We start from the raw sequence: 14,542 nt of genomic DNA, 5'->3' as shown, positions 1-14,542 counted from the left end.
AGATGTGTATAAGAGACAGCGCATCGGAGCGCGCTGCAAGGTCCAGAACGGTGCCCTCGTCTACGGACCGGCGGTCGTCGGCGACGGTGTCTTCATCGGCCCCGGTGCCGTCCTCACCAACGACAACACGCCGCGGGCGATCAACCCGGACGGTTCCGTGCAGGACGCCGACGACTGGCGGCCCACGGCCGTCGTCGTCGAGCACGGCGCGTCGATCGGCGCCGGGGCGCTCTGCGTCGCCCCCATCCGCATCGGCCGGTGGGCGATGGTCGCGGCCGGCGCCGTCGTCGTCCACGACGTCCCGGACCACGCGCTCGTCGCCGGGGTCCCCGCCCGCCGCATCGGCTGGGTGAGCCGGACCGGCCGACGGCTGGCGCAGGTCGACGACCGAACGCTGGTCTGCACCGAGACCGGCGACCGCTTCCTCCACTCCGAGACCACCGACACGATCGAGGCGATCCGTTGACCACCACACTCGAACTCATCCCCGCGGCGAAGCCCCTCATCGGCCTCGAAGAACGCCGCGCCGTCGATGCCGTCCTCGAGGGGGGTGGTCTCGCGCAGGGCCCCGAGGTCGCCGCCTTCGAGCGCGAGTTCGGCGACGTCCTCGTCGCCGGAGCCTCGGTCACCGCGGTCAACAGCGGCACCGCTGCCCTGCACCTGGCGCTCGTCGCGCTCGGCATCGGTCCGGGTGACGAGGTCATCGTCCCCTCGTTCACCTTCGCGGCCACGGCGAACGCGGTCCGACTCGTCGGCGCCGAGCCGGTGTTCGTCGACATCGATCCCCTGACCTACTGCGTGGACCCGGCGGCTGTCCGGGCCGCCGTCACCCCGGCGACCCGTGCGGTCATGCCGGTGCACCTCTACGGGCACCCGGCCGACATGACCGCGATCACCCGGATCGCCGAGGAGCACGACCTGCTCGTGGTCGAGGACGCTGCGCAGGCGCACGGAGCCCGGTGGGCCGGCACGCGCGTCGGCAGTTCGTCCGACGCCGCGGCGTTCAGCCTCTACCCCACCAAGAACATGACCGCGGGCGAAGGGGGCATGGTCTCGACCCGCGACGCCGCGGTGGACCGGATGCTCCGGCTGCTGCGGAACCAGGGCATGGAGCAGCGCTACGCGAACGAGGTCATCGGCTTCAACGCGCGGATGACCGACATCCACGCTGCGATCGGGCGTGTGCAGCTCCGCAAGGTGCTCGGGTGGACCGCACAGCGGCAGGCGAACGCGGCCTACTTCAGCCGTGAACTCGACGGGGTGGTGACACCGACGACCGACCCCCGAGCCGAGCACGTCTTCCACCAGTACGTCGTGCGGGTGCCGTCCGACCGCGACGGCTTCGCGGCCGCACTGCGCTCCGAGTTCGGCATCGGGACCGGGGTCTACTACCCGACGCCCGTCCACCGCCTCCCGTCGTTCGCACACGACCTCGACCTGCCCGAGACCGAGCGTGCCGCGTCCGAGGTCCTCGCGCTCCCCGTCTACCCGACCCTGACGCTCTCCCAGCTCGACCGCGTCGTCGAGGCCGTCAACACCCTCGCCGGGGCCGGACGATGAGCGGCGTGCTGCGGGCCGGGGTCATCGGCCTCGGGATGATGGGGCGGCACCACGCCCGGGTCCTCCGGTCGCTCGAGGGGGTCGAGCTCGTCGGCGTCGCCGATGCCCTCGGTGACCCGCACGACGTCGCCCAGGGCGTGCCGGTCGTCCGGTCCGTCGGTGAGCTCGTCGCACTCGGGCTCGACACTGCGGTCGTCGCGGTCCCCACGGCGCACCACGAAGCCGTCGGTCTGGAACTCGCCGCGGCGGGGGTGCACGCCCTGATCGAGAAGCCCGTCGCGGTCGACGGTCCGGCTGCCGCGCGCCTCGTGGCCGCCTTCGACCGCGCCGGACTCGTCGGCGCGGTAGGCCACATCGAGCGCTACAACCCGGCGTTGCAGGCGCTGCGACAGCGGCTCGACGCCGGTGAGCTGGGCGACGTCTACCAGATCGTCACGCGTCGCCAGGGGCCCTTCCCCGCACGGATCGCGGACGTCGGCGTCGTGAAGGACCTCGCCACGCACGACATCGACTCGACGTCGTGGATCGCCCGGTCACCGTTCGTCCACGTCGGAGCGCTCGCGGGCACCAAGAGCGGGCGTCCCCATGAGGACCTCGTCACCGTCACCGGACGCCTGGCCGACGGCACCCTGACCTCGCACCTCGTGAACTGGCTCACCCCGTACAAGGAACGTCTGTTGATCGTCACCGGTGACCGCGGCACGTTCGTCGCCGACACCCTCACCGCCGACCTGACCTTCCACGAGAACGGCACCGTCCAGACCGAGTGGGACCAGGTCGCCGCGTTCCGGGGTGTGTCCGAGGGGGCCAGCACCCGGTTCGCCATCACCAAGCGCGAGCCGCTCCTGGTCGAGCACGAGGCGTTCCGCGACGCCGTGCTCGGGCGGCCGTCGGACATCGTCACCCTCCGCGACGGCCTCCGGACGGTGCTCGTCGCCGAGGCCGTCCTCGAGTCCTCGCGGATCCAGCAGACCGTGCAGCTCGGCACGGACGCCGAAGGAGCAGCAGCATGAACGTCGTCGTCGTCGGTCTCGGCAAGATCGGGCTCCCGCTCGCCGTCCAGTACGCACGATCCGGTGCACACGTCACCGGCCTCGACGTCGCGAGCGGGGTGGTCGACGCCGTGAACGCTGCGACCGAGCCGTTCCCCGGCGAGCACGGGCTCGCCGACGGCCTGCGTGAGGTCGTCCCCGCGGGGCTGCTCCGCGCGACCACGGACGCCGCGGCAGCGATCCCCGACGCCGACGTCGTCGTGGTCGTCGTGCCGCTCTTCGTCGATGCCGACGGCATCCCCGACTTCGGCTGGATGGACGCCGCCACCGACACGGTCGGCGACCACCTGCGACCCGGCACCCTGGTCGCGTACGAGACGACGCTGCCGGTCGGGACGACCCGTGGCCGCTGGGCGCCCCGGCTCGAGGCCCGCTCCGGACTCGTCGAGGGGCAGGACTTCCACGTCGTCTTCTCGCCGGAGCGGGTCCTGACCGGCCGGGTGTTCGCCGACCTCCGGCGCTACCCGAAGCTCGTCGGTGGTCTCTCCGACCAGGGCTCGGCGCGCGGCCGGGCCTTCTACGAAGCGGTGCTGCAGTTCGACGAGCGCGACGACCGCGGTCGGCCGAACGGCGTCTGGGACCTCCGCACCGCCGAGGCCGCCGAGCTCGCGAAGCTCGCCGAGACCACCTACCGCGACGTCAACATCGCGCTGGCGAACGAGTTCGCCCGGTTCGCCGAACGGCAGTCCATCGACATCGCCGCGGTCATCGACGCCTGCAACTCCCAGCCGTACAGCCACATCCACCGGCCCGGGATCGCGGTCGGCGGTCACTGCATCCCGGTGTACCCGCGGCTGTACCTCTGGAACGACCCGGAGGCCACGGTCGTCCGTGCCGCACGTGCCAGGAACGCCGCGATGCCGGCCCACGCGGTCGACCTCCTCGAGCGCCTGCACGGGGACCTGCGGGGCCAGCGGGTCGTGGTCCTCGGTGCCGCCTACCGTGGCGGCGTGAAGGAGACCGCGTTCTCCGGGGTCTTCGGCACCGTCGACGCGCTCCGGGTCCACGGCGCAGTGGTGACCGTGTCCGACCCCCTGTACTCGGACGTCGAACTCCGCAGTCTCGGCTTCGAGCCCCACGTCGACGGCGAACCGGTGGACGCGGCGGTCGTGCAGGCCGACCACGCCGAGTACGCGACGTGGGACGAGTCCCGGCTCCCCGGCGTCCGCACGGTCGTCGACGGCCGACGGGTCCTCGACGTCGAACGGTGGGCGTCCACCACGGTGACCGCGATCGGTGCTCCGCCCGTGGTCCCCGTGGCCTGACACCGTGCGGTCCTCGCCCCGACGGCGCCTCCCGGCGATCGCGACGATCCTCGTCGGCACGGTCCTCGGACAGGGCCTGGTCGTGGCGATCTCACCGCTGCTGACCCGGCTCTACACCCCGGCGGACTTCGGCACGCTCGCGGTCGTCACGGCGGTCGCGAGCATCCTCGGAGCCGGTGCGACGCTCGGCACCGACCGTGCGCTGGTCGTCGCACACGACCGGGCGACGACCAGCGCGCTGGTCGCACTCGGTCTGCTCTCGACGCTGGTCGTCGGCGTCGGCACCACCGGGGTCGCCTGGGTCCTCCGCGGCCACGCGGCACGGTGGTTCACCGCACCGGCCCTCGAAGACCTGTGGTGGGCCGTCCCCGTGACGGTCGTCGCGGTGGGGGTGCAACGGATCGCCTCCGCCGTGCTCGCGCGGCGGCAGCAGCACCGGTCCATCGCCGTGCGCAACGCCTGCCAGGGCATCGGCCAGTCCGTCTGGAACCTGGCGATGGCCGCGGTCGGTCCGGTCGGGCTGGTGGGCGGCTTGGCGGTCGGCCGGATCGCAGCCGTGCTCGGGATGGTCCGGTTCCGGCGGGGTGACGGCGAGCGGATCACCCCTCGGTCGCTCTCGGCCGCCGCCCGTCACCACCGGCGGTTCCTCGTCGTCACGCCGTGGTCCTCGATGCTGAACGTCGTCGGGCAGCAGGCTCCCGGTCTGCTCATCGCGGCGCTGCACGGCAGCGTCGCCGCGGGCTTCGTCGCCCTCACGATGCGGGTGCTCGGTGCGCCCGTCGGCATGGTCGCCGACGCGACCGCGCAGTACGCCGCCGGGGCGTTCGGACTCCGCATCCGATCCGGCGATCCCGTGCGCCGGCTCGTCCTGCGGCTCGTCGTGCGTCTCGCCACCGCGGGTGCGGTCGCGGTGCTCGTCGTCGTGCTGCTCGGACCCGCGGTGTTCTCGACCGTGTTCGGTGTGGAGTGGGCGGTCTCCGGCACCTACTCCCAGGTCCTCGTCCCGGCGTTCGCAGTCCAGGTCGCCGCATCGCCGGTCACGCAGGTGCTGTCGATGCTGCAGCGGCAGGGGGCACAGCTGACGTGGGACGCATCGCGTCTCGTGGTGTGCGCCGCCGCGGTGCTCGTGCCGTCCGTGCTCGGGGCCCCGATGCCGGTCGTGCTCGTCGCGCTCGCCTCGGCGATGACGGTCTCCTACGCGGCGGTCCTGCTGCTCGTGGTGCGGGCGACCCGCCACCACGACGACGATCTGCTCGGCGCGATGCCGTGAGCGGCCCGCCTGCTGGAATGCAACATGTAGATAACTCGCTCGGGGGCAGCGGCGCCCCATAGTTTCGCTGCATGGCCCCTCGACCCCGCCCGTTCGACATCGTCCACGTCTCGAGCGCCCACCCGTGGACCGACAACCGAGTGCACCTCCGTGCTGCGGCGAGCGCGGCGCGTGCCGGGTACCGCACGGCGTTGGTTGCCGTCGCTGCCGCAGGCGTCGGCGCCGATCCGGACTGGCACCTGCCCGATCCCGAGACGGGGGTGTACGTCCGACGCATCCCGGCTCGGCGTCGCGGGCGACGGGTGCTGCTGTCCTCGGTCCAGGCCATCGGGGCGGCACTGTCGTCCCGGGCGCCGATCGTGCACCTGCACGACCCCGAACTGTTGTGGGCGCTCCCGCTCCTGCGCGTGCTGCACCGGACGGTGGTGTACGACGCCCACGAAGACCTGCCGGAGCAGGTGCGGGGCAAGGAGTACCTCGGCCCCGTGGCCCGCCGCGGCAGCACGGTGGCGGCGCACGCGGCAGTGGCCCTCGCACGCCGGTCACGCACCGTGGTGGCCGCGACGCCGACCATCGCGCGCCGCTTCCGCGCCGACCGGACCGTCCTGGTCCGGAACGTCCCACGGCTCCGAGCCGAGGACACCGACGCCCCGCCGGCCGCTGCTCGTGGTCGGGTGGCCGTCTACCTCGGGTCGATGAGCCGCGACCGGGGGATCGACGTCCTGACCGGGGTCGCGGCGTCGCCCGAGCTCCCGGACGGCTGGCGCGTGGTCACCGCCGGTCCGATCGACTCCGCGGTCGACCGCGGTGCGTTCGATGCGCTGGTCGACACCGGGCGCATCGACCACCGCGGCGTCCTGGCACCCCGCGCGGCCCGCGACCTGTTGGTGACGGCCCGCGTCGGGCTGCTCCCACTCCTGCCGACGCCGGCGTACGCGGCGTCGATCCCCACCAAGCTGTTCGAGTACCTGGCGGCCGGACTGGCGGTCGTCGCGACCGACGTCCCGCTCTGGCGCGAGCTGCTCGACGGCGCCGACTGCGCGACGTGGGTGCCACCGGGTGACCCGGAGGCCGTCGTGGCCGCACTCCGCCGGTACGACGGCGATCCTGATCTGCTGCGACAGCACGCCGAAGCCGGCCGCGCCCTGGTGCTCGAACGCTTCCGGTGGGACCACGAAGAGCACGTCCTGCTCGACCTGTACCGCTCGCTGTCCGGCGTCTCGCCGATGCCGGAAGCAGTCGGGCGGTGACGCCGCTCCGGACACCCCGGTCGGTCGTCAGCCGACGGGGTGCGCTGTTCGGCGCGGCCGGAGCGATCCCCGCCGCGCTGCTCGCCACCGGGACCCGCCCGGCTGCCGCGTCCGGGCGCTCGAATCCCGCTCCAGCAGACACGGCCCGGACGGTGACCGACGCCGGGGTCGCCCGGTTGCAGGACGCCGTCGCGGCCACCGACGCGGGTGCCGTGCTCGTCGTGACCCGGCACTGGGCGCTGTCCGAGCCGCTGCGGATCGACCGCGCGATGACGATCCGGTTCGTCGGCGGATCGCTCTCCACCACGCGCGACATCGACCTGGTCGTCGTCGCCGCGTCGGACGTCACCATCATCGACGCGGTCCTCCGTGGCTCCGGGTCGGACCACTCCGGACTCGGTCGGGGTGTCCACGTCGTCGGCACCGTCACCCGGCCGTTCCGCGACGTCCGGATCCACGGCGCCGACATCCGCGACTTCTCCCACGACGGTGTCCTGCTCGACCACTGCATGGCGTTCACCGTCGCGGACTGCGTCATCGCCGACGTCGGCTACGCCGGGGTGCTCATGTTCTCGTGCATCGACGGCACGGTGCGCGGCAACCGCATCGCGCGGGTGACCCAGCCCGCGCCGTACCTGAACTCCTACGGCATCGAGGCCGTCCGCGCGACCACCACCGGACTCCTCGGCGCACCACGTTCGGCCCGGATCGTCATCGCGGACAACCACGTCTCCGACGTCCCTGCGTGGGAAGGCATCGACACCCACGGCGGGCAGTCCATCGCGATCCTCCGCAACCTCGTCGAGAACTGCCGGGTGGGGATCGCCGTCGTCCCCTCGAAGGACGAGGCGAACGCCGGCGCCACGAAGTACGCGCCCCTCGACTGCTCGGTCATCGACAACGTCGTCCGCCGCACGACGTCCGGCCCCGGGTCCGGCATCGTCATCCGCGGCGCGGGCGAGACCGTCGGGGACCCCGCCGAACGGGCGAACGGCATCGTCCTCCGCAACACGGTGACGGGGTACGGGGACGGTGACCGCGACGGGGCCGTGCTCGTCTACCTGACGCGGCACCTGATCGTCGCGCACAACCACTGCCCGGGCGGAGTCCGTCGCGGGCTCTCCCTGTACCACTCGAACGACGGCATCACGCTCGTCGGCAACCGGATCGCGGGGCTGCGGCGACAGGGCACGGCGACGTCCGTCGCGATCGACGTCCGCGCCACCGAGAACCGCGGGCACCTGGTGGGCAACCGGTACGAGGGCAGCGTCGAGAGCGGTGCCGTCTACGGGGTGCTGTGCCGCCAGACGGCCAACGACCTGGTGCTCGTGGACAACGACTGGGCTGCGACGACGACAGCGGTCGTGGCCGGTGCCGGCGCGGTGCTCCGGGTCCGCGAGGGCTGAGCTGCCCGACGCCCCGGCACCTTCCGCCGGTCGGTCCGGCCAGCGATCCGCGCACGTGCTGCAGCATCGCGGCGCCCAGCACCCTGCACCGGCACCGCGCGGAGCAGCATCGGGGCCGGTGCCGACACCTGTGTCAGCGCGGGCGCGGGTGCTCCGCCCACGATCGCCGAACGGCGGCCGCTCCGGGACCGTGCTCGCAGCCGATCGTCGCCCGGAGCGGTGGGCCGCCGTCTGGGCGAGGCCCGCTCCCAGCCGCTGCGCGGGGCGATCAGCAGGATCAGCGTCCCCATCAGCAGCCCGTGCGAGAGCATCGCCGTGAAGATGGACGTGTTGGACAGCATGATGCTCGGCATCACCACTGCCATCGCCGCGACCCGCATCGGGAGCCCCCGGCTCGCGCCGTCGAGGAACCGCAGCCAGACGAACAGCGCAGCCGCCGCGACGAAGATCCCGATCCACCCCAGGTTCGCGAACCCGTCGGCGAACAGGTTGGCGTTCGCGTAGCCCACCGACCCGGGCACCAGGTAGTCGGAGATCCGTTTCGGCGGCGGCAGATCGTACGGGTACTCGATCCAGGGGCTGAGGAACGAGTACCCGTAGCGTGCGACGGGGTTGTCGGAGAAGTAGTCGACGTAGACCGATGACAGCAGCCCCGGCGTCAGCATGAAGCGACGGGTGAACACCGACGTCCAGGTGATGCCGCCCTGCACCTCGTCGGCGACCGCGGAGACGATCATGATCGCGAGGGGCGCGCCGAGGAAGGCGAGCGACCGCGCCGGCTTCGCGCCCCGGAACAGCACCGCCATCCCGAGGACGGCGATGAACGAGAACAGGACTGCCTTGAACCCGGTGCTCGAGTACAGCAGGAACTGCCCGGCCAGGGCGAGGACCACCAGGGACGGGCGGCGACGGAAGATGCCGCGCGCGAGGACCAGCGGGTTGATCACGTACGCCTGACCGGTCAGCAGGTACCCGAGGGCACCACCGGTCCCGACGTCGGCCGAGTAGTCGGCACGCACCTCGTAGATGTCGTCGAGCGCCAGGAACCGGATGTGGATGCCGACCGTGGCCGCCATCAGGCCGTAGGTGACGAGGGAGTAGAGGCCGCACACCAGCCAGGTGAGCGTGCCACGGTCGATCCGCCGCGCGCCGATGACCAGCACGTCGTCCGCCGGCTCGACCCGGGCTGCCGGAGCAGTCGCGCCGCTCGGCGTGGCCAGGCTGACCAGTGCGAACGCCGTCCCCACCGCGGCACTGAGCGCGATCGCCGTGGCGGTGGACACGTACCCGGTCGAGATGCTCATGATCATCGTCGGGCTGACGCACACCACGAAGATCGTCCAGAGCACGACGTGCGACGGCCGGACGAGCACCCGGGGGAGCGTCAGCGCCACCCCGGTCGTCAGCACGATGACGACGAGCAGTGCCTGCCAGGGCGCGGGGACGTAGCCGTACCCCAGGTACGAGAAGATCGGTGCGACGAGGTTCGCCGAGATCCAGTTCATCGTGAGGCCGAGGAGCCCGACCGCGACGAACACGCCCGTCACCCGTCCGACCGGACGTGCGAGCTCGGCCCGGTCGATCGTCGCCCGCGTCACCGGGTGGCCGTCGGCGTCGATCGTGCTGCGCGGACGCCGGGCAGGAGTTCGTCGTACATCTCGACCAACCGCTCGGCCTCCGGGGCCCAGGTGAACCGCGCGGCCGCCCGCCGGGCCTCGGCACCGTGCCGCTCGAGGAGCGCGGGGTCGTCCGCGTACCGGCGGATCGCCTCGGCGATGGCCGTGGGGTCGTCAGCGGGGACGAAGGTCACGCACTCGACCCCGCGCAACAGGTGCCGCCACAGGGGGATGTCGGTGGCGATGACGGCGAGTCCGGCCGCGAGGTACTCGAACAGCTTCGTCGGGAAGATCTGGTCGGTGACGGGCGTCCGACGGAAGGGGACCACGCCGATCCGGGCGCGGAGGAGCAGGTCGCGCGCTTCCATCGGACCGACGACGCCGCCGTGCACAGCCCGGCCGGTGGCCTCGGCGGCACGCAACCGCTCCGTCGACGTCGCCCGGTCGATCGAGCCGACCATCTCGACCCGCCATCCCGCCGGGAACGACGGTTCCTCGACGACGGACGCGAGCACGTCGATGCCACGGTCGTGACTCAGGACGCCGACGTGCGCGACCAGGGCGGGCCGCGCCTCCAGGCCGACCTGGGCGTCGTCTTCCGGACGCGCGAAGGGGAAGTTGTGGATCGCGATCCGGCGCGGTGCCGGGAACCGGCGTCCGGTCCACTCGGTCGCGGTGACCACCCGGTTCGCCGTGCCGGCCACGCGGAGCAGCCCGTGCGAGAGCCACGCGAACACGGCACGCTGCCGGTGGGTCAGGTAGTCCTTGCCCCAGACCTGGTCGGGCAGGTCCTCGTGCGCGTCGTAGACGACGGTGCGACCGGCCAGCCGGAGCACCGGGATGGTCCAGATGAGTTCGGGATCGTGCAGGTGCACCACCCGGGCACGCGACCGCAGCGCGAGGGCGAGTGCCTGCGTCGTCGACACGACCATGCGCCGGACACGCGCTCGCCGTGGGATCCGCACCACCTCGACGGCCGTGGGTGGGGCGCCGAGGTCGGACTCGACCGCGATGAGGCGGACGCGGTAGCCGGCGTCGGCCGCTGCCGCGGCTTCCCGCAGATGGACGCGGTTGTCGACCCAGGGGTGGGCGCTGGAGACGTGGACGATGTCGGGGAGCATGCTCGGGTTTCCTCGGACGGGACGGACAGGACGGGACGGGACAGGGAGGGGTCAGGCGGCGACGGTGTCGTCGAGGACGCCGGCCAGGACGCCGGCCAGGACTCGGTAGTCGTGCTCGCGCACGACATGGTCGCGGCCGCGGGCACCCATGGCCTCGCGTTCGGCGGCGGACATCGCCGCGAGCGTGAGGATGCCCTCGGCGATCGCCTCGGGGTCGTCCGGCCGGACGTGCAGGCCGCTGGCGGAAGCGACCACGGGTTCGAGGGGGACGGGTGCTCCGACGAGCAACGGGCGGCCGAGCAGCATGTACTCGTACTGCTTGTTCATCGAGACGCCGTGTTGGTACAGCGGCAGGTCGTGCATGTTGACGACCAGGCAGTCCGCTCGGCGCCCGATGCGGCGGGCGTCGTCCTGCGGCACCCGTCCGTCCCAGATCACGTCCACGCCGGCCTGGAGGCGCGACGCGCGTTCCCGGAGCGCGCTGACGTCCGATCCGTCCCCGACCATGCGGAGCACCAGACGCCGGCCGCCGCTCGCGGCTGCCCGGCGGGCGGCGAGGTCGAAGCCGTCGAGGACGGCTTCGAGCGCGTTCGCCGGCCCCATCGAGCCGATGTAGGTGACCGTGAAGCGGTCGTCAGCGGGCGCGAGTGCGGTGTCGGGCTCGTCCGCAGGCTCTTCGGGTGCGTCGGGTGCGTCGGGTGCGTCGGGTGTGTCGGGTTCGCCGGGTTCGTCGGCTCGCTCGTCGAGCGCGACACCGTTCGGGACCCAGGTGAAGGGCGTGGGCTGACCGCGGTCGGCGTAGTACCGGCCGACGCCCTCGAGCGGGGAGACGATGTGCGCTGCCCGGCGGACGACGGTCCGTTCCAGCCGCCGGAGCAGCCGGACCAGCGGGTGCCGTTCGGTCATGCCCGCCAGCCCGAGGGCTGATTCCGGCCAGAGGTCGCGCGGCTCGAAGACGAACGGCACGTCCATCCGTCGTGCGAGCACCGAGGCGCCCCACGCCGCCAGGGGATGGAAGGACCCACCGATCACGACGTCCGGTCGGGGGAGCCCTCGGAGCGAACCCGGCCGGAGCAGCAGCGCGGTGAACAGGCCGATGTCGGCGATGCGACGGATCGCCCGGCGAGCGCCGGCACCACGGTGGTCGACTCCCCGGAGCCAGCAGAACTCGTACCCGTCGCCGGTCCAGCGCTCGCGCAGCGTCGTCCCGTGCAGGTGGGAGCGGCCGGAGGGGTGGTCCGTGCCGGCGGCGATGACCACCGTGCGCCACCCGTGCTCGGTCAGACCCGCGGCGAGGTGCTGGTGGCGGGTCGCGCGGCCGTCCCGCTCGCGGTGGTGCGCGTAGTGGTTGACGATCCAGACGGTCCTCACCGTGATCCACCCGTCATCGCCGCGGTCCCCTCGAAGTCGTCGGAACTGACGTGGCCCGGCGCGGCGATGCCCTCGCGTCGGAGCACGACGACGACCGTGCGGAGCAGGATGCGGAGGTCGAGGCCGAGCGACACGGTGTCGACGTACTCGACGTCCGACCGGAGGCGCTCGGGCCACGGGAGCGCGTTGCGGCCACGGACCTGGGCGAGACCGGTCAGACCGGGCAGGACGTCGTGTCGGCGGGACTCCTCGGCGGTGTAGAGGTCGAGGTACCGGCAGAGGGTCGGGCGGGGACCGACGAAGCTCATGTCACCCCGCAGGATGTTCCACAGGCTGGGGAGCTCGTCGAGGCTCGTCGACCGGAGGAACGAGCCGAACGACGTGAGGCGATCACGGTCGCTGACGAGGCCGGCGGCGGGGTCGGGTTCGAGCATCGTCCGGAACTTCAGGATGGTGAACGTCACGCCGTTGAGTCCGGGACGCAGCTGCCGGAAGAGCACTGGTCGACCGAGCCGGATCGCCACGAGCCCCGCCACGACGGCGAGGACCGGTGACAGTGCGACGAGCGCGACGGCGGCACCGACGATGTCGAGGAGGCGCTTCGTGCGGAGGGTGCGTGTGCGGCGGGGGGACTGCATCGATCGTGTCCTTGTCGTCGGTCAGGTGGTGCGAGGGCTCGTGTAGTCCGAGCGGTAGTACGCACTGCGGGAAGCCTTGTGCTTGGTCTTGGTGAGGACGATGCCGGCGACCTGCTGCCCGACCCGTGCCAGTGCCTCGATCGCCAGCCGGACGTCGGAGCGCTTCGTCTGGTTGGCGGCGGTGACCAGCAGGGTCGTCGACACGAGGGTGCTGACGAGTGCCGAGTCGGTGACGGCCAGGACCGGCGGTGTGTCGACCAGCACGACGTCGAACCGCGACGCGAGCTCGGCGAGGACGCGGGTCATCGCCTCCGACCCGATCAGTTCACTCGGGTTCGGCGGGATCGTGCCGGCCGGCAGTACGGCGAGACCATCGAGGCCCCAGTCCTGCAGGACGTCTTCCAGCTCGACGCGTCCGACGAGCAGGTCGGTGAGCCCCACGGCCCCCTCGATGCTCATCACGGAGGCCACGTTCGGTCGACGGAGGTCGGCGTCGACGATCACCGTGCGCATGCCGCTCTTGCTCAACGCGATGCCCAGGTTGGCGGTGGTGGTGGTCTTGCCCTCGGACGGTCTGGCGCTGGTCACGGCAATGGTGGGGGCGCCGCTGGTGCGGAGGAACTGGATGTTCGTGCGGAGGCTGCGGAAGGCCTCCGATCTCGGGGTGTTCACCTCGTCCCGGACGATCAAGGGACGGCGAGCGGCATCGGTGTCGAACGCGATGTCCCCGACCACGGGGACGTCGACGTCGAGGTCCTCTCCCGAGCGGATGCGGGTGTCGACCGCAGCCCGGAGCAGGGCGAGGGCAGCACCGGCGGCGAGGCCAGCGGCCAGACCGAGCGTGAGGTCTGCTGCTTTCCGAGGGGAGATCGGGGTGGTGGGCTCGCTCGCAGGCGTGACCTCTTCGAGTCGCACCGACGGCGTCTGGTCGGCGCCGCGGGGTTCGATCTGCTGCACCACGCCGGCGAGCCGCTTGCCGACCTGCTCGGCGATCGTGGCGGCGACCTTCGGGGACCCGTCCTGGACGGCGATCTTGATGATCACGGTGCCGGCGTCGACGGAGGTGGTGATCCTGGATGCCAGGGCCGCCGGAGTGGTGTCGAGTTCGAGCTCGTCAACCACGCCCTGCAGGACGCGGGGGGAGGTCGCGAGTTGCATGTACGACTTGATCTTCTGCTGTGCGGCGTTCGACCCCTGCGCGATCTCGCCGGCGGATGCCGAGGTGTCCCCGGCGACGGACACGTAGTAGGAGGTCGATGCCTGGTAGGTGGGCGGCGTGATGCTCGTCACGACGAGGGAGAGGCCTGCTCCGAGGAGCGTGGCACCTGCGATGATCCACCAGCCCGAGACGAGGGCGCGGATGACGACGAGGTAGTTCAAGGGGGCCTCCGGTCGGGTTCGGTGATCAGTCTAAAACATCACATCTGAAAGAACAATACTGCACGCAGAAGGGGACGGAAGTGAGGCTTCCGTCCCCTCCTCGTTGTGGCTGCGCGGGCTGGACTCAGCCGGCCGCCGTGACGGTGTTCCCCTTGCCCTGGTCGTCGACCTTGGGGGCTTCCCCCTCGTAGGTCAGGCTGTTGTTGGATCCGCTGAAGAAGACCTTCTTCGTCGAGGAGACCGAGATCGTGGCGTTGCTCGCCTCGACCGTGATGGTGCCGATCGTGCCGAGGTCGTAGGTGCGGTTCGAGCTGATGAGGTTCGCCGCTGCGCAGTCCTCTGTCGTGATCGTCTTGTCCGAGTCCTCGTCCTCGTCCCAGAGCTGCACGGCTCCGTCGATGCACTCGTTGTAGGTGGTCTGAGCAGCCTTCGTCGTGCTCGAGGCGGTGGGCGCGGGGCCCTTCGCGTCAGACGTGCTGCAGGCGGTGACGCCGAACGCGGCGACGAGGGCGATGGATGCTGCGGCGAGGCCGCGGCGGATCGTGGTGTTCATCGGGTTCCTTCCGGGAGCAGAGGGGGGGCGGCCCTCCTGTCGTGGTGCGACAGGAGGGCC

The 14,542-nt window shown here is 71.9% G+C and carries 12 protein-coding genes; 7 read left to right on the top strand and 5 right to left on the bottom strand.

Annotated features, from left to right (window positions below; all coding sequences use genetic code 11):
- The 7 genes from DEJ03_RS16630 to DEJ03_RS16600 form a co-directional block, all read left to right on the top strand.
- Positions 1 to 466, top strand: a 466-nt coding sequence (locus tag DEJ03_RS16630) for an N-acetyltransferase (protein ID WP_110865493.1), incomplete at its 5' end; no start/stop codon positions are given.
- Positions 463 to 1,560: a DegT/DnrJ/EryC1/StrS aminotransferase family protein gene (locus DEJ03_RS16625; RefSeq protein WP_110865487.1), complete on the top strand. Its 1,098-nt coding sequence runs from the start codon at positions 463 to 465 to the stop codon at positions 1,558 to 1,560. The genes DEJ03_RS16630 and DEJ03_RS16625, both read left to right, overlap by 4 nt.
- The gene (locus DEJ03_RS16620; protein ID WP_110865486.1) at positions 1,557 to 2,573 is read left to right on the top strand and encodes a Gfo/Idh/MocA family protein; all 1,017 of its coding nucleotides are present in this window, start codon (positions 1,557 to 1,559) and stop codon (positions 2,571 to 2,573) included. The genes DEJ03_RS16625 and DEJ03_RS16620 overlap by 4 nt, the downstream gene beginning before the upstream one ends.
- Entirely contained in the window at positions 2,570 to 3,877 is a 1,308-nt protein-coding gene (locus tag DEJ03_RS16615; RefSeq protein ID WP_110865485.1) for a nucleotide sugar dehydrogenase, read from the top strand. The genes DEJ03_RS16620 and DEJ03_RS16615 overlap by 4 nt, the downstream gene beginning before the upstream one ends.
- 4 nt (positions 3,878 to 3,881) lie before the next feature.
- Positions 3,882 to 5,147 carry a lipopolysaccharide biosynthesis protein gene (locus DEJ03_RS16610; protein ID WP_181422765.1) on the top strand — a complete coding sequence of 422 codons (1,266 nt, stop codon included), beginning with the start codon at positions 3,882 to 3,884 and terminating at the stop codon, positions 5,145 to 5,147.
- Positions 5,148 to 5,218: 71 nt separating this feature from the next.
- Positions 5,219 to 6,397, top strand: a complete 1,179-nt coding sequence (locus tag DEJ03_RS16605; protein WP_110865483.1) for a glycosyltransferase — start codon at positions 5,219 to 5,221, stop codon at positions 6,395 to 6,397.
- Complete coding sequence (locus tag DEJ03_RS16600; RefSeq protein ID WP_110865482.1) at positions 6,394 to 7,803, top strand: right-handed parallel beta-helix repeat-containing protein; 1,410 nt, start codon at positions 6,394 to 6,396, stop codon at positions 7,801 to 7,803. The genes DEJ03_RS16605 and DEJ03_RS16600 overlap by 4 nt, the downstream gene beginning before the upstream one ends.
- A 1,594-nt stretch (positions 7,804 to 9,397) precedes the next feature.
- Here DEJ03_RS16600 and DEJ03_RS16595 read toward each other — a convergent pair.
- The 5 genes from DEJ03_RS16595 to DEJ03_RS16575 all read right to left on the bottom strand — a co-directional run bounded on the left by DEJ03_RS16595 (position 9,398) and on the right by DEJ03_RS16575 (position 14,482).
- Positions 9,398 to 10,540 (bottom strand): glycosyltransferase, encoded by a 1,143-nt coding sequence (locus DEJ03_RS16595; RefSeq protein WP_110865481.1) that lies wholly within the window; start codon positions 10,538 to 10,540, stop codon positions 9,398 to 9,400.
- A gap of 51 nt (positions 10,541 to 10,591) precedes the next feature.
- Positions 10,592 to 11,911 carry a glycosyltransferase family 4 protein gene (locus DEJ03_RS16590; RefSeq protein WP_181422764.1) on the bottom strand — a complete coding sequence of 440 codons (1,320 nt, stop codon included), beginning with the start codon at positions 11,909 to 11,911 and terminating at the stop codon, positions 10,592 to 10,594.
- Positions 11,908 to 12,549 carry a sugar transferase gene (locus DEJ03_RS16585; protein WP_110865492.1) on the bottom strand — a complete coding sequence of 214 codons (642 nt, stop codon included), beginning with the start codon at positions 12,547 to 12,549 and terminating at the stop codon, positions 11,908 to 11,910. Before DEJ03_RS16585 ends, DEJ03_RS16590 begins: the two co-directional genes overlap by 4 nt.
- Positions 12,550 to 12,570: 21 nt before the next feature.
- The gene (locus DEJ03_RS16580; protein ID WP_110865479.1) at positions 12,571 to 13,929 is read right to left on the bottom strand and encodes a polysaccharide biosynthesis tyrosine autokinase; all 1,359 of its coding nucleotides are present in this window, start codon (positions 13,927 to 13,929) and stop codon (positions 12,571 to 12,573) included.
- Between the two features lie 124 nt (positions 13,930 to 14,053).
- On the bottom strand, positions 14,054 to 14,482 hold the full coding sequence (locus DEJ03_RS16575; RefSeq protein WP_110865478.1) for a DUF3060 domain-containing protein: 429 nt from the start codon (positions 14,480 to 14,482) through the stop codon (positions 14,054 to 14,056).
- Positions 14,483 to 14,542: the final 60 nt, after the last annotated feature.

This window comes from Curtobacterium sp. MCLR17_043 (genome assembly GCF_003224215.1).
Taxonomy (GTDB): domain Bacteria; phylum Actinomycetota; class Actinomycetes; order Actinomycetales; family Microbacteriaceae; genus Curtobacterium; species Curtobacterium flaccumfaciens.
The sequence above is the reverse complement of the archived record's forward strand: the minus strand, read 5'-3'. Positions and strand labels throughout refer to the sequence as shown.

Coding starts and splice junctions, on each gene's coding strand:
- DEJ03_RS16605 (WP_110865483.1), top strand. CDS start 5,219: ATGGCCCCTCGACCCCGCCCGTTCGACATCGTCCACGTCTCGAGCGCC.
- DEJ03_RS16595 (WP_110865481.1), bottom strand. CDS start 10,540: ATGCTCCCCGACATCGTCCACGTCTCCAGCGCCCACCCCTGGGTCGAC.
- DEJ03_RS16620 (WP_110865486.1), top strand. CDS start 1,557: ATGAGCGGCGTGCTGCGGGCCGGGGTCATCGGCCTCGGGATGATGGGG.
- DEJ03_RS16585 (WP_110865492.1), bottom strand. CDS start 12,549: ATGCAGTCCCCCCGCCGCACACGCACCCTCCGCACGAAGCGCCTCCTC.
- DEJ03_RS16575 (WP_110865478.1), bottom strand. CDS start 14,482: ATGAACACCACGATCCGCCGCGGCCTCGCCGCAGCATCCATCGCCCTC.
- DEJ03_RS16615 (WP_110865485.1), top strand. CDS start 2,570: ATGAACGTCGTCGTCGTCGGTCTCGGCAAGATCGGGCTCCCGCTCGCC.